This is a genomic window from Microvirga tunisiensis (assembly GCF_009296175.1).
Lineage (GTDB): Bacteria > Pseudomonadota > Alphaproteobacteria > Rhizobiales > Beijerinckiaceae > Microvirga > Microvirga tunisiensis.
This window is the reverse complement of record NZ_VOSK01000011.1, coordinates 51150-67306: the sequence shown is the minus strand read 5'-3', so window position 1 is coordinate 67306 and position 16157 is coordinate 51150. Positions and strand designations below refer to the sequence as shown.

21 protein-coding genes are annotated in these 16157 nt (G+C 62.0%); 12 read left to right on the top strand and 9 right to left on the bottom strand.

Features of this window, described 5'->3' with window-relative positions:
• Nucleotides 1-108 precede the first annotated feature (108 nt).
• From FS320_RS06075 to FS320_RS06045, 8 genes are all read right to left on the bottom strand, one after another.
• Complete coding sequence (locus tag FS320_RS06075) at nucleotides 109-426, bottom strand: helix-turn-helix domain-containing protein (RefSeq protein WP_152710196.1); 318 nt, start codon at nucleotides 424-426, stop codon at nucleotides 109-111.
• Nucleotides 427-870: 444 nt separating this feature from the next.
• Entirely contained in the window at nucleotides 871-1575 is a 705-nt protein-coding gene (locus FS320_RS06070) for a spermine/spermidine synthase domain-containing protein (protein WP_152710202.1), read from the bottom strand.
• 185 nt (nucleotides 1576-1760) lie between these two features.
• Nucleotides 1761-1901: a hypothetical protein gene (locus FS320_RS45815; protein WP_162866259.1), complete on the bottom strand. Its 141-nt coding sequence runs from the start codon at nucleotides 1899-1901 to the stop codon at nucleotides 1761-1763.
• Between the two features lie 42 nt (nucleotides 1902-1943).
• Complete coding sequence (locus tag FS320_RS06065; protein WP_152710195.1) at nucleotides 1944-2249, bottom strand: hypothetical protein; 306 nt, start codon at nucleotides 2247-2249, stop codon at nucleotides 1944-1946.
• Between the two features lie 340 nt (nucleotides 2250-2589).
• The gene (locus tag FS320_RS06060; RefSeq protein ID WP_152710194.1) at nucleotides 2590-2799 is read right to left on the bottom strand and encodes a hypothetical protein; all 210 of its coding nucleotides are present in this window, start codon (nucleotides 2797-2799) and stop codon (nucleotides 2590-2592) included.
• Nucleotides 2800-2949: 150 nt separating this feature from the next.
• Nucleotides 2950-3159, bottom strand: a complete 210-nt coding sequence (locus tag FS320_RS06055) for a cold-shock protein (RefSeq protein ID WP_036369095.1) — start codon at nucleotides 3157-3159, stop codon at nucleotides 2950-2952.
• Nucleotides 3160-3734: 575 nt separating this feature from the next.
• Complete coding sequence (locus tag FS320_RS06050) at nucleotides 3735-4364, bottom strand: hypothetical protein (protein ID WP_338105298.1); 630 nt, start codon at nucleotides 4362-4364, stop codon at nucleotides 3735-3737.
• A 40-nt stretch (nucleotides 4365-4404) separates the two neighbouring features.
• The gene (locus FS320_RS06045; RefSeq protein WP_162002853.1) at nucleotides 4405-5799 is read right to left on the bottom strand and encodes a selenium-binding protein SBP56-related protein; all 1395 of its coding nucleotides are present in this window, start codon (nucleotides 5797-5799) and stop codon (nucleotides 4405-4407) included.
• Between the two features lie 398 nt (nucleotides 5800-6197).
• Between FS320_RS06045 and FS320_RS06040 the strand changes: the two genes are divergently transcribed.
• Both FS320_RS06040 and FS320_RS49685 read left to right on the top strand, forming a co-directional pair.
• Nucleotides 6198-6404: a hypothetical protein gene (locus FS320_RS06040; protein WP_152710192.1), complete on the top strand. Its 207-nt coding sequence runs from the start codon at nucleotides 6198-6200 to the stop codon at nucleotides 6402-6404.
• Between the two features lie 410 nt (nucleotides 6405-6814).
• Nucleotides 6815-6943, top strand: a complete 129-nt coding sequence (locus FS320_RS49685; protein WP_274597151.1) for a hypothetical protein — start codon at nucleotides 6815-6817, stop codon at nucleotides 6941-6943.
• 175 nt (nucleotides 6944-7118) lie between these two features.
• Here FS320_RS49685 and FS320_RS06035 read toward each other — a convergent pair whose 3' ends face one another.
• The gene (locus FS320_RS06035) at nucleotides 7119-7898 is read right to left on the bottom strand and encodes an IclR family transcriptional regulator domain-containing protein (protein ID WP_152710191.1); all 780 of its coding nucleotides are present in this window, start codon (nucleotides 7896-7898) and stop codon (nucleotides 7119-7121) included.
• A 176-nt stretch (nucleotides 7899-8074) separates the two neighbouring features.
• Between FS320_RS06035 and FS320_RS06030 the strand changes: the two genes are divergently transcribed.
• The 10 genes from FS320_RS06030 to FS320_RS05985 all read left to right on the top strand — a co-directional run bounded on the left by FS320_RS06030 (nucleotide 8075) and on the right by FS320_RS05985 (nucleotide 16155).
• Nucleotides 8075-9256 carry an ABC transporter substrate-binding protein gene (locus FS320_RS06030; RefSeq protein WP_152710190.1) on the top strand — a complete coding sequence of 394 codons (1182 nt, stop codon included), beginning with the start codon at nucleotides 8075-8077 and terminating at the stop codon, nucleotides 9254-9256.
• 87 nt (nucleotides 9257-9343) lie between these two features.
• Nucleotides 9344-10207, top strand: coding sequence for a branched-chain amino acid ABC transporter permease (locus tag FS320_RS06025; RefSeq protein WP_152710189.1), 864 nt, complete (start codon nucleotides 9344-9346; stop codon nucleotides 10205-10207).
• A 46-nt stretch (nucleotides 10208-10253) separates the two neighbouring features.
• Nucleotides 10254-11222, top strand: a complete 969-nt coding sequence (locus FS320_RS06020) for a branched-chain amino acid ABC transporter permease (protein WP_152710188.1) — start codon at nucleotides 10254-10256, stop codon at nucleotides 11220-11222.
• The gene (locus FS320_RS06015) at nucleotides 11219-11983 is read left to right on the top strand and encodes an ABC transporter ATP-binding protein (RefSeq protein WP_152710187.1); all 765 of its coding nucleotides are present in this window, start codon (nucleotides 11219-11221) and stop codon (nucleotides 11981-11983) included. The genes FS320_RS06020 and FS320_RS06015 overlap by 4 nt, the downstream gene beginning before the upstream one ends.
• A complete protein-coding gene (locus FS320_RS06010; RefSeq protein WP_152710186.1) occupies nucleotides 11964-12680 on the top strand; it encodes an ABC transporter ATP-binding protein in 717 nt (238 codons plus the stop codon). Before FS320_RS06015 ends, FS320_RS06010 begins: the two co-directional genes overlap by 20 nt.
• A gap of 8 nt (nucleotides 12681-12688) precedes the next feature.
• Nucleotides 12689-13483, top strand: coding sequence for a 3-oxoadipate enol-lactonase (gene pcaD / locus FS320_RS06005; RefSeq protein WP_152710185.1), 795 nt, complete (start codon nucleotides 12689-12691; stop codon nucleotides 13481-13483).
• A complete protein-coding gene (pcaC, locus tag FS320_RS06000) occupies nucleotides 13476-13883 on the top strand; it encodes a 4-carboxymuconolactone decarboxylase (protein WP_244626990.1) in 408 nt (135 codons plus the stop codon). The genes pcaD and pcaC overlap by 8 nt, the downstream gene beginning before the upstream one ends.
• Before the next feature lie 53 nt (nucleotides 13884-13936).
• Complete coding sequence (gene pcaH / locus FS320_RS05995) at nucleotides 13937-14662, top strand: protocatechuate 3,4-dioxygenase subunit beta (RefSeq protein ID WP_152710184.1); 726 nt, start codon at nucleotides 13937-13939, stop codon at nucleotides 14660-14662.
• The gene (gene pcaG / locus FS320_RS05990) at nucleotides 14662-15288 is read left to right on the top strand and encodes a protocatechuate 3,4-dioxygenase subunit alpha (protein WP_152710183.1); all 627 of its coding nucleotides are present in this window, start codon (nucleotides 14662-14664) and stop codon (nucleotides 15286-15288) included. Before pcaH ends, pcaG begins: the two co-directional genes overlap by 1 nt.
• Before the next feature lie 21 nt (nucleotides 15289-15309).
• Entirely contained in the window at nucleotides 15310-16155 is an 846-nt protein-coding gene (locus FS320_RS05985; protein ID WP_152710182.1) for a CoA transferase subunit A, read from the top strand.
• Nucleotides 16156-16157 lie beyond the last annotated feature (2 nt).

Sequence of the window (16157 nt, the reverse complement as noted above, 5' to 3'; positions counted from 1 at the left end):
TGGTCATGACGATGTTCCTTGTGAACCCCGAGGCCGGGCGCTGCGCACCCCGACCACTCCGCGCCCGGCCTCGGCTCATGCCTCAGCCTAACGACACCGTCTGTCAGATTAAGTCCAAACTACTTCAGTCATGTCGACAACCCGCTGGATCACCGCGGCCGTGAGGGGCTTGCGCCCTGGCGGGCGGGTGGCGTCCTTGAGAAGCCCGTCGACGCCCGCCTGCGCATAGCGGCGGCGCCAGCGCCTCACCGTCAGAGTGCTCGTGCCGACGCGGCCGGCGACCTCGGTAGCGCGCAGGCCCTCACCAGCCAGCAGAACAATCCGAGCCCGCCAGACGACCTTCTGGGATGTGTTGCGGTCACCGACCAAGCTCTCCAAGCGATCTCGATCAGCGGCGGGAACCTCAATGCGTTCGATCTTGCCCATCAGAGCAGGATCGCACGTCGGATCGGATTTCGGAATCACTCGTCAGTGACAGAACACTAGCCCCACAATGGCAGGTGGTGGTCATTGCCTATCGTCATGAGCGCAGGTCAGCTTCTGGCACATCTGAGACCCAGGCTCGGGGCGGCTGATCTAGCGCGGTTTGGAAACCGCAGCGGCCAGAGCCTGTGCCGGATCGAGCCCGATGTATGGCTTCACACGCTCCTTGGCTCTTGCCGAGCCGGTATCAGCAGACTTCGGCTCACTCTTCAATTCCTTGTGCTCCAACCTGCGCCCCATGTCCGGTGCTTACGGCCCAAGGTTCGTGTTTATGGATGCTGTATACTTCGAACGTGCTCCGGGTGGGAACCGTCATCAAAGCAAGCAGTCCAGCATGAAATTTGCGTGATGGCTCGAATAGGTGACGAAGCACACGGCATTATCGCTCTAGCTTTGTGCCTGCGACCCAGGTGAGTCACCTTGTTTGGTCGCAATCCAAATCGTGTGTCTTCCGCCACCACGTGTTCCGTTGGCGCGAGCACCTACCTCATCCACACCAAATCCCGCCTTGCGCAGTCGCTGGGTGATGGCTTTGTTCGGTGCCGATGACCACACGGCAAAGACGCCACCCGGAGTCAGTGCTGTCCGAGCGGAGCTAAGCCCCGGCAAGTCGTAGAGGCTATCATTGGCCTTGCGTGTCAGCCCCTCAGGTCCGTTGTCGACATCCAGCAGGATCACATCGTAAGCGGACCGGCTCGATCTTATCAGGCCGCCGACATCCCCTTCGAAGATGCTGACGCGCGGATCCGTAAGGCTATCGCCGAATACCTCGGCCATGGGACCTCGGGCCCATGCCACGACGGCGGGTACCAGCTCAGCCACGGTGATCCGAGCATCGGGCCCGAGTTCAGCAAGCGCGGCGCGAAGCGTAAAGCCCATCCCCAACCCACCGATAAGGATCTGTGGTCGCTCACGACCCCGAACCCTCAGGCAAGACAGTCTGGCGAGCGCCTCCTCGGAACCACTGAGGCGGCTATTCATCAATTCGTTGCTGCCCAACATGATGGAGAACTCGGCCCCGCGCTTCTTGAGGCGCAACTCACCCCCGTCACTCGGAATTTTTGCCGTGTCGAGTAAAACCCAGGGAATCATGAAAAGCTCTTCAGACAGCATCACCTATTTCGCGGGACCATGCACAATAGAATGCACTTGTCGGGAACGCCGATCAATGGACGCACGCTCATCCATGCCTTTGGCCGACGCGTCACATTCTCTTGCTCAAATCCTGTCCAATCAATGTGTCGAGCGGGGCCGTTCGCAGGCGATGCAAGAGGACGCTATCGCTTGCCGCCAGATGGTTTCGCAGGCGTCCCACCTTTGCCCTGGTTCGCAAAGGGCGAGGTCGGGATTGCTTCCTTCGGCTTGTCCTTCTTCGGCTTCTTTGCCTCGCGGTTGCCGCGTTGTTCGCCCTTGGCCATGGCTAGTCTCCGTTTATCGGTCAGTTCGTGGTTGGGATCGTCTCACTCGTGGGTCGAATTGTCTAGCAGATGGTCGAAGTCGGCCCTCACGCGGTCGATCAGCTTGCGGCGGCGTAGATCGCTTGCATCCAAGCTCTGCGCGAAGAGGCCAAGTAGATAGCGTGCCTTCTCGACGGCCTCGTGCCAATCGGCAGCGGGTGCGGCTGCCAGCAGATCTTCAAGGGCGGCCTGTCTCGCACGCAGTGCTTCCTGATCAGCTTCGACTTCTGATCGGAGACGTCGAAGGTCGGTTGCCTTCTGGGCTGCCATGCCGCGGTGAGAATCGAGATTGGTCGGTTGATCAGCCATAGTCGTTCCTCCGTGTCCGTTACCTGCGCATCCACCGGTGAGTCGATCAACTAAGCCCGCTCGCCTAGCAGCCGCGCCAGCGTCCTGGCCTGCCGCTCATTTGGTCCAACGGGCTCGGGTATTACGCCGTGCCACTCGTGTGCTCGAAGCGCCCAAGCGATGTCGGAGAGGCTACTGAGCGGCTCGTGCGGCCAAGCGGGCTCGCCCGTCGGCATCAGGATCATAAACTGCCGTGAAGCCTTCATGCCCACGCGGGCGACGTATAGGATCCCATCGCCCCGTCGAAGCAGCGCGACCGGATCATAGATCTGCGATCCGCGAAAGAACGCGTCGCCGCTGGTCAAATCTCGGATGCCCGGGCTGCGATCTCGCTTTCGCGCACGGCGCGTTCGCCAAAGCCGGACGATTTGATCCTGTACGAGACTTCGCCGGTTTGATCGGCTGGCATGAGACGGGTCACCTCGTAGATGCCGTTTGAACTTGCACGCTTATCCGAGAAATACGGATGGGTGATGCGGACCAACTGATGAACTTTATATTTGTGAGACATACTTTTCTCCTGAGGCTTAGCCGGACCCGGGCCGTGACGCGCGCGCCGCCGCTGCGGGTGTTGGCTGGCACAAATGAAAAAGCCGCCCCATGTCGGAGCGGCTTCAAGTCGTTAGAGCACAGGCCTATGTCCTGAGCCGATCATCAAAGATCACGCGGTCTCGATGTTGTTGACGGCGATCTTGCCGGAGCGGCGGTCTTCAGCCGTGTCAAAGGCAACCTTCTGGCCTTCGACGAGGTTGCGCATGCCGGCGCGCTCAAGAGCGGTGGCATGAACGAACACGTCCTTGCTGCCATCGTTCGGTTGGATGAAGCCGAAGCCCTTCATATCGTTATAGAATTTTACAGTGCCCGTAATCATAGGGGTAACCTTTCGCGATTATTGCAGATGCACGTGAACGAAGGCACGCAAAAGCGTGGCCTCAAACGCGGTTCGTCGATGTAATGGTAAGAAAGTCCGAACGTGCGCCTGGCAGTGCCAACAGCGAAACGACCCGATTGTCCGGCCAAAATCCGATAAAAACTATATATGTCTTTTCTTTTAAGATAACAAGTGCCGCCCGTTGTTTCATTCGATCTGGACGGAAATTAACAACGTTCAACTCGGTTTCGGGACTCAACTGTGCTTAGCTGGGACCACGGCTGCTCAGTATTATCGAGCTCATTCCATGTACCTTCGCGTGCCGCCGTCCCAGGCTCCGTCCCACCCGACATCACTGACAGTGCTACTTTACGAAACGAGAGACATTTCATCTTGGGTGCCACACCTGCCTGTGAACCGGGAGTGTCTCGTAACGGCACTCTCCGGACCTAAGAGGCTGGTCGGCTTTGGTGGTCAGAGCTGACGTTCGTTGAGCGGCCGGAATTTCAAAGTTTGACCCGAAGCAGACTACGGGCAACCAAGTCTCACCAGAGAGGCTCTCCGGTGCCATGAGATCACGCTGACAGAAGAACGACACCGCCCGTGACCAAGGCAGCGCTCCAAAGGACATCGAGGTTGATCCAGCCGCGTCGGAGAAAGGCAAGCCCCTGGTTGTAGACGATCAGGCTGATTACACCGATGACGGTCAGCATCGTGCCCGTGTGCACGGCGAGCGCTGCAATGGACACCGGGAGCGATGTGCTCGCAGTCAGTTCACCACCCATGCCAGGGGTGACGCACAGGGACAGGACCGCAGGGACGAGCATAAGGCCCGCGCCATGGGCGCCAGCCATGAGGCATGACCACAGCGTCAGACCGATCAGGCCGGTCTGCATTCCGATGCGGACCCGCTTGCGATGGCCTGCGAGAGCATGGCCGGCCGCCCAGAGGATCAGCAAGATCCCAGACTCGCGACCGAGGATCGTTGGATCGAATATGGTTCCGAAGCCGACGACCGCCAGCAGAACAGCACCGACTGCCGCTGCATGGCCGAGGGCGATGGGAGCGAGCGCCAGAACGACAATGCCCCGACTCTTGCGATGAAGCCCGAGGGCGACGGCAAACAACCATCCCATCGCCGGGTTCAGGCCATGGAAGGCACCGAGACCGGCAACCGTCATCCAGGGCCAGAGAGTGGATGACATGGTGCTCATCCCCATTTTGCCGGATCCGCGCGTGCACTCCTCATGGATAGCAGTACGAGTCCGAGGAGCAGTCGCCGCCTTCAAGCCTGATCTGGTGCGGTCGGTGCCCCTTTGGCCACTCGATGAAGAAGTCCTCATCGAAGGAGAGGCCGCCCTCCGGATCCGCATTCAGCTTCACCATCCAACCCTCAAAGCCGCGGTGGTAGAATTGCTGGTCGATGGGTCCGTACAGCGAGTTCGTGAAGTAGACCCGCCGCCCGTCGCGGCTGATCTCGACCATCTGCGGTCCGCCCGTCAGATGCCCGTTCGCGGCCTTGGGGTGGGAGGCGCGGGATACGATCCCGCCAATCCGCACCTTACCGGTGAGCTTCGGGTTGAAGGGATCGGATACATCGTATTGCTGAAGATCGCCCGTGCCCCAGCAGGAGACGTAAAGAAAGCGGTCGTCCATCGAAAGGTCGATATCGGTCACGAGCGGCGGCACCGCGCCAAAGCCCTTCAACATGTCGGGTAGATCGTTCGGATCCGCAGGCTCGGCCGGGATCGTGATAATCTTCCGGACGGCCCAATGATCGCCCTCGCGATACCAGGTCCAGATCGAGGAGGAGAGATCTTTGAGGCTGATTACGCAGTTGACGAAGCCGTAGGCCTTGGTCGGATCATGAGCCGGCCTCAGCTCGAACACGAGTTGGTGCTCCTCGCCGAAGTCGATCTCCTGGAGGTGCTTTCGCTTCAGGAGATCCCAGAAGTGGAGGCGGCGGCCGTATTGCGAGCCGAGGAGGATCTCAGGGACAAGGCCATTCTCGAAGGTGTCGGGCGTTCCCCATTCGCTGGTGACGAGCGTGTCGTATCCCAGATGCCACCAGCCATCATAGGCAAGCTGCTGCGGGCCTCGGTCGACCTCCCAGCGTCCAAGCGGTTCGAAGCTCTCGTGATCCATGATGAAGATGCCGCCAGGCGCCTTGCCCTCCGCATTGCCGAGGGCCGTCACATAAATGCCGTCCGGGCCGCAATGAACGGTGTGAGGTCTGGTGTAGCCGGTCCTTTCCGCAATGACCTCGGGTTCGATCACTTTGACGAGCTTTGGATTGCGTGGGTCAGGCTTGGTGTCGAGAATGTGGATGCGCGACGAGCGCAGTCCCGGCACGACCAAATAGCGCCGTTCGACATGAGGGTGCGGCATGTTGGGGCAGAGGCATGAGGAGCAGGCGTTCCATCCGAAATGGTGCAATTCATCGCCCACATTGGGCATCGCCACCGACCCGACGATCTGCGCATAGGATGGGGAGGCCGGATCCAGATCGACAACCGCAATGCCGTCGGGTTGCTTCCGGTCCGGATCGAACATGGCCACATAGGCCAGCGTCTCAGGCGGGGCCTTTTCGGCCAGCCGGGGTGAGGGATAGAAACTCGGATCTGGCTGCCAACGCGTCACGACACTCTCCCTGATCCCCCTGGGTCGACGGCAAGTGTCTTTATTCTTGTGCAGACATTGGTATCCTACATTCTTGTGCAGACATTGGTATCCTACCTTATTCCTCGGCGTCTGTCGCTTCCCATGCGCAACGGATGACTTGGGGGGCAAACGTCTCCTTCTGGCACTTCTCGGAAATAAACCGTGTGTCCGCTCGAAAACGGGAAGGCAGACGTTCCAATTGGACAAGTGATTTTCTGGGTGAGCCAACTTAGACGTTTGGTCGACTGGCCGTACCTTGGTCTCAGATCTCCAAGTCCGTCAGCCGAGACACAACTTATTCGCTGTGGCCCCCCGTCTCTCGAAGACGTATGTTTTACCAGTACGAAGGTGCGCTTTTATCCGGGAGGCATTTTCCCATGTCAGGCCATGCGATCCATATCAAGGTCGACGGAAGGACCTACGCGGGGACTTTCAAGGTCGACCGAAAGATGCTGACCGTCACGACAACCTACGGCAAGAAGTCCGCCGAGATTGGCCCTCGAGTGGCGCATGAGACCCTGGCCCACCAGCTTTTGCAGGAACTGGTCCAACAGGAGAAATCACGCAAGGGCTCGACGCTCTGATGAAGGAATCGAGCCGGGCAAGATGGCAGCCCTCGCTGGCTTGTATTCTTTGCGTCCTCGGATTCAAGGAAGCGCTCGTCCCGGCGCATGCCGATGCGCGCAGAGGTGCCGGCGATCCCATAGGATTCAGGCTCGATGATTGCACCATTCAGTGCAACCTGAGCGCTGAGGGACGAGTGGACGCCCAGAGCGTTGGACGGTCATTGAAGACCAAAGGGGTCGCTGCCACAAAGCCTCTTAGTTCGCCATGGTGCCGCAGTGCCGACACCGCTCGGCTGCTGGATCTGAGTGCCGTCGAGATCGAGCCGGCTTTCGCAACCGCTTCTGTTATGGTGTAGCGGCGGGGCGGCCTGATAGAAGGGGCGAAAGCCCTCATCGCAGCTTGGCGGGAACCCGGGACCCTCCAGGGTGTGACCCATGCCGCGAACATTCAGGCGCTGACCGGTGCCAATCCAGCTTCAGGAGAAATTGTGGTCATCAAGGCTGTTCCGGATGGAATTGTTCGGAAGATCGGGCGCATCGCAGTTCCTGAATCGTGACATAACCGATCTGGGACAAAGTGCGTCAAGGCTTATGATCTCCGAGTAAATCCGCCTGGTTCGGCCGATATATGGATAGGAACTAGAGACAGCCGTGCCTCGGCGCACGACGGATCCCTCACGTTCCGCTCGTCGATGCCTCCGAAGGGGAGGGGTCAATTGGTGATCTGCACCCTTAGAGCATGTACCGAAGCGACTCGCCTGCCGCGCTCAACGAGGGCAGGTAGCGCTCGCGCATCTCATCCGCTGAGACGCGTCCGGCCTGGGCGCTGAGGTTGAGCGCAATCGTCACCTGACCGCTCTTCTGGATCACCGGAACGGCAATGGAGCGCAGGCCGAATTCGAGCTCCTCGTTCACGAGGGCATAGCCTTGGGCCCGCGTGGCTTCGAGGACGACGCGAAACTCCGTCTTGTCGGTGACCGTCTTCGGCGTCCTCGCCTCCAGGCGGACGCGCTGCAGATAGGCCGCGATCACGTCCTCGGGCTGGTATGCCAGGATCGCCCGACCCAGGGATGTGCAATAGGCGGGGAGGCGGCTTCCGACGCCTAAGCCGATGGACATGATCCGGCGTGTGGCCGAGCGGGCGATGTAGACGATGTCGTCGCCATCGAGGATCGCGGCGGAACTCGATTCGCCGGTCGCCTCCGAGATCTGCTCCAGGAAGGGCTGCACCCGCGCGGAGAGCGACGCCGAGGAGAGATAGGCATAGCCGAGCCGCAGAATGCGGGGGTTCAAGGTGAAGTAGCGTCCGTCGAAATCCGCGTAGTTCAGCCGGGTCAGCGTCAGCAGATAGCGGCGGGCGGCGGCACGGGTGATGCCGGTCAGCTTCGCCACGTCGGACAGGGTGAGCCGCGGCCGGTTGGAGTCGAAGGCCTCGATCACGAGGAGGCCTTTTTCGAGACTCGCCACGAAATCCCGGTCGCTGCCCTGATCCTCGATTTCTCCAGCCTGCATCTCGGTCTCCGAAGGGGTATGCTGAACTTTGGTAGCCTTGACACTACCTTCGCGAACCGTACTACATGTGCGCTATAGCTTTCAATGTTCGCAATGCGCACAAACAGCTAGACGATAGGATGAGAAAACCGCGATCCTGGAAAGCGAGATCGGGGCAGCTCAGAGGGAGGAACGGAATGAAAGCTTCGAAAAGGATTCTTGGCGCTGCCATCGGCGCCGTGCTGATGGGCACGGTCTCCGCGTATGCCGACACGATCAAGGTCGGGATCATCGGCCCGTTCTCCGGCCCCTTCGCGCTCCAGGGCAAGAACTTCCAGGCCGGTGTCGAAGCCTACATGGCGCTGAACGGCAAGTCCGTGAAAGGCCATGACATCGAGGTCATCTATCGCGACCTTCCGGCTGCCAACCCGGCGCAGTCGCGCGCCTTGGCGCAGGAACTGGTGGTGAAGGAGAAGGTGCAATACCTCGGCGGCGTCTACTTCACGCCGGACGCCATGGCCATCACGCCCCTGCTCAAGCAGGCGAACACACCCCTGGTGATCTTCAACGCCGCGACCTCGGCGATCATGAACCAGTCGCCGCTGGTGGTGCGGACCTCGTTCACGACGGCGCAAACAACGTCGCCGCTGGGCAAGATCGCCATCGACCGCGGCGTGAAGAAGGTGATCTCGGCCGTGAGCGATTACGGGCCGGGCGTCGACGCGGAAGCGGCTTTCAAGAAGGCGTTCGAAGCCGCCGGCGGCCAGGTGGTGGAAGCCATCCGCATGCCGCTGAACACCAACGATTTCAGCCCGATCATGCAGCGTGTCCGCGATTCCGGCGCCGAGGCGGTCTTCGCCTTCCTTCCCTCGGGTCCGACCACCCTCGGCTTCGTGAAGGCCTACAATGAAACCGGTCTGAAGCAGGCCGGCATCAAGTTCTTCGCGCCAGGCGACCTGACGCAGGAATCGGACCTGCCGGCACTGGGCGACGGAGCCCTCGGCCTGCTCACCACGTTCCATTATGCGGTCTCGCACGACAGCCCCGAGAACAAGAAGTTCGTCGAGGCCGCTACCAAGGCGGTCGGCGGAGCCGATCAGCTCTCCTTCCCGTCGGTCGGGGCCTATGACGGCATGCATGTCATCTACAAGATGATCGAGGCGACGGACGGCAAGCAGGATGCCCAGAAGGCCGTGGACGCCGTGAAGGGCCTGTCCTGGACGAGCCCGCGCGGTCCCGTCAGCATCGATGCCGAGACCCGCCACATCACGGAGAACATCTATCTGCGCGAGGTCGTCAAGGGCCCGGACGGCAAGACCACCAACAAGGAAATCCAGACCTTCCCGAACCAGAAGGATCCTGGCCTCGCAACCCAGTAGGCGACAAACGTCGACAATCCTGAAGACGCGGCTTTGCTCGAGCCGCGTCTTCCGATCAGCAGACCAGCCAACCGCCCGGGATCTTTCATGCAGACCATCCTCAGCATTGCGATCGACGCCCTTGCTTACGGCATGGCTCTCTTCACCATCTGCATCGGCCTGTCGCTCACGATGGGGCTGATGCGGGTGGTGAACCTGGCGCACGGCGCCTTCGCGATGATCGCGGGCTACATCGCCTCCTACGCGGCACGCGATCTCGGGCTGGGCTATGCGGTCGCCATCTTCCTGGCGATCATCGGCACCGTCATCATCTCCATTCCGATCGAGCGCCTGCTCTACCGCCGGATCTACGGGAGACCCGAACTCACCCAGGTGCTGATGACCATCGGCATCACGTTCTGCGTGATCGGCATCACCAACTATTTCTTCGGTCCGACCTTGAAGACCATTCCGCTGCCGGGCAGCCTGAGCCAGCCTGTGGATGTCGGGTTCAAGACGATTGCCGCGCACAGGCTTTTCGTCATGGCCTGCGGCGCTGTCGTCGCCGGAGGGCTCTGGTTCCTGATCGAGAAGACGGATTTCGGCATCAAGCTCAGGGCAACCGTCGACAATGCCGCCATGGCCGATGCGCTCGGTGTGCGCACGCAGGTGGTCTATGCCATCAGCTTCGCCATCGCCATCGGGTTGGCGGCCCTGGGCGGCGTCGTCGGGGCCGAGTTCCTGCCCATCGAGCCCTATTATGCCCTGCGCTACATGGTGACCTTCCTGGTCGTCGTCTCGGTCGGTGGCGCAGGCTCCATTCCCGGTGCGGTCGTCGCCTGTCTTCTGCTCGGGGCGGTGGACACGACCGGGCGCTACCTCATGCCTGAGTTCGGCAATTTCTTCTTCTATGCCGCGGTGATCGCCATCGTCTGCGTGTTCCCGCGCGGCTTCTTTGGAAGGGCTCAGTAACGTGCAGGTCGTCGCTCAAACAGAGAAGGTCGCAACGGTTCCTTCAATGGGCAGCCGGTGGCTGCGGGATGCAATCGGGGTGATCCTCATCATCGCCGCGGGTCTTGCGGGATACTGGCTGTTTCCGGACAACCTCGCGCTCCTGACCCGGGTCATTGCCATTGCCCTTCTCGTCCTCTCGATCGATCTCATCACCGGATATTGCGGCGTGGCGACCTTGGGGCAGGCCGCACTCTTCGGCGCCGGCGCCTATGCGGCCGGCATCGCCTGCGTGAACGGCGTCACGGAGCCCTTGACGCTGATCGTCATCGGGGCCGTGGCCGGATCGGTGGCAGGGCTTCTCACGGGAACGATCATGCTGCGCGCCCATGGGCTCGCCCAGCTTGTCCTCTCCATCGCCATCGTCCAATTGTTTCATGAAGCGGCCAATAAGGCTTCGGCCTATACCGGGGGCAGCGACGGGCTGGCCGGCCTGACGGTGAGCCCGCTTTTCGGCGTGTTCGAGTTCGATCTGTGGGGCCAGACGGCGTATCTGTTCGGGCTCGCTCTGCTGGTCGTCGTGTTCGTCGCCCTGAAGTTCATCGTGTCGTCGCCCTTCGGCATGCTGTGCCGGGGCATCAAGCAGGACCCGATCCGCATCCGCGCCATGGGCTCTTTCGTCTTCCCGGTTCTCTTGAAGATGTTCGTGATCTCGGGCGCGGTCGCCGGCATGGGGGGTGCACTGGCTGCGATCTCCACCCAGGTGGTCGGCCTGGACAGCGTCAGCTTCGAGCTTTCCGCCAATGCCCTCGTGATGCTGGTGCTCGGCGGCCTCGGCACTCTCTATGGCGCGCTTGTCGGCACCGTCATCTTCATGGGCTTCGAGCACATCGTGTCGGCCATCAACCCGTTCCACTGGATGACGATGGTCGGCGCTCTGCTCATCGCCGTCGTGATTGCAGCGCCCAGTGGGTTGAGTGGCGTTCTCGAAAAAATCTCGGGATCCGGCAGGCGCATGAAGGGAGGTCGGGCATGAACGATCTGTTTCGCGTCGAAAGCCTGACCAAGAACTTCGGCGGCCTCGCCGTCAGCCGGAACATCTCGCTGTCCATGCCGGCGGGCGAGCGGCTCGCCCTCATCGGCCCCAACGGCGCCGGTAAGACCACCTTCGTCAACCTGGTGACAGGTCAGCTCCAGCCGAGCGCCGGTCGCGTCGTTCTGAGCGGGGAGGATGTCACGGGCCTCGGAGCCGTTCGGCGCGTCCGCAAGGGACTTGTGCGCACGTTTCAGGTGACGCGGCTCTTCTCCGAGATGACGCCGGAGGAGCACGTCACGCTCACCGTCCTGCAACGGGAGGGAAAGGCCTCGCGGATCCTGAGCCGCTTCACGGCCAATTCCGAAGTGGCCGGCGAGGTGGAGGGCATTCTCGCCACCCTCGGATTGCTGGACGTGGCGCGGCGCAAGGTCGGCGAGATCGCCTATGGCCAGCAGCGCCTTCTCGAAATCGGCATCGCCCTTGCGCTTCGGCCGAAGGTCCTGCTTCTCGACGAGCCGGCGGCCGGCGTGCCGTCCAGCGATACGCCCAAGATCGAGCAGGCGCTCGAGCGCCTGCCGCCGAGCCTCGCCGTGCTGATGATCGAACATGACATGGATCTCGTCTTCCGCTTCGCCAAGCGCGTGGTCGTGCTGGCGGCGGGCGAGATCATCTTCGAGGGACTGCCCTCGGAAGTCGCCGCCAACGAAAAGGTCCGTGAGGCCTATCTGGGGAACTATGCCCATGCCCGCAGCGTCGCTTGAAGTCCGCGGATTGAGCGCGGGCTACGGCCCGACGGTTGTCCTGGAGGACGTCTCGTTCTCTGTGCCCACCGGCGCGCGCCTGTCCATTCTCGGCCGCAATGGAATGGGCAAGACGACCCTGCTATCGACCCTGATGGGCATGAACCGGCGTTATGGCGGCGAGATCCTGATCGGTGGCGCGGACGTGTCGTCGCTCAAGAGCTCGGAGCGGGCCCGCCGAGGCATCGGCCTCGTCCCGCAGACCAGGGACATCTTCCGCTCGCTGACCGTCGAGGAGAACCTGATCGTCGGGGTGAAGGACCGGCCGCGTAGCGTCATTCAGGAAACCTACGACATGTTTCCCCGCCTGCACGAGCGGCGGAACAATCTCGGCTGGCAATTATCCGGCGGCGAGCAGCAGATGTTGTCGACGGCGCGAACCATCCTGGGCCGTCCGTCCGTCCTGCTCCTCGACGAGCCGCTCGAAGGTCTGGCTCCCGTCATCTGCGAGGAGCTCATGGCGGCCTTTACCCGGCTTGCCTCCAGCGGCGACATGACGATCGTGCTCGTCGAACAGCGCTTGGAAAGCGCTCTCGATTTCGCGGAATCCGTCATCATCCTGGAGCGCGGGCGGATCGCCTGGCAGGGAACGAGCGAGGCTCTGCGCGCCGATCAGGGACTGGTCGAGCATTACATCGGCGTCGGCTCGCTGCATTGAGGTAAGGCATGGCATTCACACGCGTCAACGGAATCGTCCTGCACAATCAGGTCCTCGGGCAGGAGGATGGCCCGGCTCTGGTCTTCATCAACTCGCTCGGAAGCGATTTCCGCATCTGGCAGGAGGTCGTTCTGGCCTTCGCGGATCGGTTCCGGGTCGTTCTCTACGACAAGCGCGGACACGGCCTCTCGGATGCGCCGCCAGCGCCTTACTCCATCGATGATCATACGGACGATCTTCTGGCTCTCCTCGATCACTTGAAGGTCGACAGGGCCGCCTTCGTCGGACTCTCCGTCGGGGGCATGATCGGGCAGCGGATTGCCGTGCGAGCTCCCGAGCGTGTTCAGGCGCTCACGCTCTGCTGCACGGCAGCGAAGATCGGAACGCCGGAACTCTGGGCCGAGCGGATCACCGCCGTCGAGGACGGCGGGATCGATCCGATTGCCGACAATGTCCTGCAGCGTTGGTTCACGCCGCTGTTCCGAGAGGCGCAGAAGGACGAGGTTGCAGGCTGGCGCAACATGCTGGTCCGGACACCGGATCATGGCTATGCGGGAACCTGCGCGGCGATCCGCGATGCCGATCTGAGGCCCGATGCCGGCCGGATCAAGGCTCCGACACTGTGCGTCGCCGGCGATCAGGACGGCTCGACGCCTGCCGAGGTGGTCAAGGGCACGGCTGATCTCATTCCCGGCGCGCGCTTCGCGCTGATCGACGGGGCAGGGCATATTCCCTGCGTCGAGAAGCCTGCCGTGCTGTCGAAACTCATCAGTCAGCATCTTCAGGAGGCGGGACTTGTCTGAAAACGAGCAAAACGAACGTTACAAGGCGGGCATGGCGGTGCGCCGTCAGGTGCTCGGCGACGCCCATGTGGACCGGGCGACCGCGCAGCTGACGGAGTTCGACTCCGATTTCCAGACCTTCATCACCGAAGGGGCCTGGGGCTCGGTGTGGTCACGTCCCGGCTTCACCAAGCGCGAGCGCTCCATCGTGACCATCGCGCTCCTGGCGGCGCTTGGGCAGGACGATGAGGTCGCCATGCATGTCCGCGCGACCCGCAACACGGGCGCGACCAAGGAGGACATCAAGGAGGCGTTGCTGCACGTGGCCGTCTATGCGGGCGTGCCGGCGGCCAACCACGCCATCAAGATCGTCAAGAAGACATTTGCCGAAATGGAAGCCGCTCCGGATCAGGGGCGGTAGGGCTGGAGACATGGGAGCCGGGTCTGCCAAGGCACGGTCCGGAAGGAGGAAACATGACGGATAATGGCCAATATTTTCAGCGTGACAGGACCTGGCATCCGCCGGCCTTCACGCCTTCCTACAAGACGTCGGTGCTCCGATCGCCGCAGCAGCCGCTCATCTCGCTCGAGAACACGCTTTCGGAGATGACCGGTCCGGTCTTCGGGCATTCCAAGATCGGCCCGTTGGACAACGATCTCATCCGCAACTACGCGCAGACCGGCGAGGCCATCGGCCAGCGGATGATCGTCTACGGCCGCGTGCTGGACGAGAACGCCCGGCCGGTTCCCGGTGCTCTCGTCGAGTTCTGGCAGGCCAATGCCGGCGGGCGCTACCGGCACAAGAAGGAAACCTATCTCGCGGCCATCGACCCGAATTTCGGCGGCTGCGGACGCATGATCACGGACGAGGAGGGACGCTACTGGTTCCGCACCATCAAGCCCGGCGCCTATCCGTGGCCGAACGGCGTGAACGACTGGCGGCCCGCCCATATCCACTTCTCGATTTTCGGGCATGCCTTCGCGCAGCGCCTGATCACCCAATGCTACTTCGAGGGCGACCCGATGATCTGGCAGGACCCGATCGCCATGACGGTGCCCGACAAGGCCGCCGTCGAGCAGCTGATCGCGGCGCTCGACCGGCAGAACACCCTGCCGATGGATTCGCTCGCCTACAAATTCGATATCGTCCTGCGCGGCCGGCGCTCGACCATGTTCGAGAACCGCATGGAGGGGAACTGATGGTTCAGAAGCTTGATTTCCTGAAGGAGACGCCCTCCCAGACGGCGGGTCCCTACGTTCACATCGGCACGAACCCGAACTGGGTCGAGATCACCGGCGTCTGGAACGAGGATCTCGGGCTGGTGCTGGTGGGTCCGGAGACCAAGGGCGAGCGCATCATCGTCAAAGGCCGCATCTTCGACGGAGCGGGCGATGTTTTGAGAGATGCTCTCGTGGAGATCTGGCAGGCGGATGCGGAAGGGCTCTACAACAGCCCCTCCGAGACGCGCGGAAAAGCCGATCCCAACTTCGTCGGCTGGGGACGCCAGCCGTGCGACGGCACCACCGGGGAATATCGGTTCGAGACCATCAAGCCCGGCCGCGTGCCCTACAAGGACGGGCGCATGATGGCGCCGCACATTACGGTCTGGATCGTGGCCCGTGGCATCAATATCGGCCTGCACACCCGCCTTTATTTCGCCGACGAGGAAGCCGCCAACGCGGAGTGCCCTGTCCTCGCGCAGATCGCCCGCAAGGTGAGGATTCCGACCCTCATGGCCTCTCGCGGCGAGGAGAACGGATTGCCGACCTACACCTTCGACATCCACCTGCAGGGTGAGAAGGAAACCGTGTTCTTCGATATCTGATTGTCGATCTGAAAGCATATCATGGCCAAGTTCCAGAGCCTCAAGGAGGCCGTTGCCGAGAACCTGCGCGATGGCGACACCGTCGCCTTCGAAGGGTTCACCCATCTCATTCCCCATGCGGCCGCCCATGAGGTGATCCGGCAGGGGATCAAGGATCTCACCCTGATCCGCATGACCCCCGACATCATCTACGACCAGATGATCGGCATGGGGCTCGTGAAGAAGGTGATCTTCTCCTACGCGGGCAATCCCGGCGTCGGCCTGCTGCGCCGCATGCGTGACGCGATCGAGAACAGCTGGCCACGGGCCATCGAGACGGTCGAGCACAGCCATGCGGCCATGGCCAATGCCTACGAGGCGGGAGCCGCGGGCCTGCCCTGCGCCGTGTTCCGCGGGTATCGCGGAGCGGGTCTCAAGGACGTCAATCCGTCGATCAAGAGCGTCACCTGCCCCTTCACGGGCGAGGAACTCGCGGCCGTGCCGGCGCATCGCCCGAACGTGGCCGTCATCCATGCCCAGAAGGCCAGCAGGCGAGGGGACGTGCTGGTGGAAGGCATCGTCGGCGTGCAGAAGGAGGCCGTTCTGGCCGCCAAGCGCTCGGTAGTGACGGTCGAGGAGATCGTGGAGGATTTCGACGATCTGCATCCCAACCTCTGTGTACTGCCGCATTGGACGGTGACATCCATCGTGCACGTGCCGGGCGGAGCCCATCCGTCCTACACGCACGGCTATTACGACCGCGACAACGCTGCCTATCTCGAATGGGACAAGATCTCCGCGGACCGTGACCTCTTCACGGCCTGGATGAACGAGAACGTGCTCGACAAGGGTCCCGAGGTGTTCGCCGACCGCGTGAAGGGATTGTAAGA

Excerpts from the sequence above, each read along its gene's own strand:
- FS320_RS06075 (WP_152710196.1), bottom strand. The coding sequence starts at position 426 with ATGGGCAAGATCGAACGCATTGAGGTTCCCGCCGCTGATCGAGATCGC.
- FS320_RS06070 (WP_152710202.1), bottom strand. The coding sequence starts at position 1,575 with ATGATTCCCTGGGTTTTACTCGACACGGCAAAAATTCCGAGTGACGGG.
- FS320_RS45815 (WP_162866259.1), bottom strand. The coding sequence starts at position 1,901 with ATGGCCAAGGGCGAACAACGCGGCAACCGCGAGGCAAAGAAGCCGAAG.
- FS320_RS06065 (WP_152710195.1), bottom strand. The coding sequence starts at position 2,249 with ATGGCTGATCAACCGACCAATCTCGATTCTCACCGCGGCATGGCAGCC.
- FS320_RS06060 (WP_152710194.1), bottom strand. The coding sequence starts at position 2,799 with ATGTCTCACAAATATAAAGTTCATCAGTTGGTCCGCATCACCCATCCG.
- FS320_RS06055 (WP_036369095.1), bottom strand. The coding sequence starts at position 3,159 with ATGATTACGGGCACTGTAAAATTCTATAACGATATGAAGGGCTTCGGC.
- FS320_RS06050 (WP_338105298.1), bottom strand. The coding sequence starts at position 4,364 with ATGTCATCCACTCTCTGGCCCTGGATGACGGTTGCCGGTCTCGGTGCC.
- FS320_RS06040 (WP_152710192.1), top strand. The coding sequence starts at position 6,198 with ATGTCAGGCCATGCGATCCATATCAAGGTCGACGGAAGGACCTACGCG.
- FS320_RS06035 (WP_152710191.1), bottom strand. The coding sequence starts at position 7,898 with ATGCAGGCTGGAGAAATCGAGGATCAGGGCAGCGACCGGGATTTCGTG.
- FS320_RS06030 (WP_152710190.1), top strand. The coding sequence starts at position 8,075 with ATGAAAGCTTCGAAAAGGATTCTTGGCGCTGCCATCGGCGCCGTGCTG.
- FS320_RS06025 (WP_152710189.1), top strand. The coding sequence starts at position 9,344 with ATGCAGACCATCCTCAGCATTGCGATCGACGCCCTTGCTTACGGCATG.
- FS320_RS06020 (WP_152710188.1), top strand. The coding sequence starts at position 10,254 with ATGGGCAGCCGGTGGCTGCGGGATGCAATCGGGGTGATCCTCATCATC.
- FS320_RS06015 (WP_152710187.1), top strand. The coding sequence starts at position 11,219 with ATGAACGATCTGTTTCGCGTCGAAAGCCTGACCAAGAACTTCGGCGGC.
- FS320_RS06010 (WP_152710186.1), top strand. The coding sequence starts at position 11,964 with ATGCCCGCAGCGTCGCTTGAAGTCCGCGGATTGAGCGCGGGCTACGGC.
- pcaD (WP_152710185.1), top strand. The coding sequence starts at position 12,689 with ATGGCATTCACACGCGTCAACGGAATCGTCCTGCACAATCAGGTCCTC.
- pcaH (WP_152710184.1), top strand. The coding sequence starts at position 13,937 with ATGACGGATAATGGCCAATATTTTCAGCGTGACAGGACCTGGCATCCG.
- pcaG (WP_152710183.1), top strand. The coding sequence starts at position 14,662 with ATGGTTCAGAAGCTTGATTTCCTGAAGGAGACGCCCTCCCAGACGGCG.
- FS320_RS05985 (WP_152710182.1), top strand. The coding sequence starts at position 15,310 with ATGGCCAAGTTCCAGAGCCTCAAGGAGGCCGTTGCCGAGAACCTGCGC.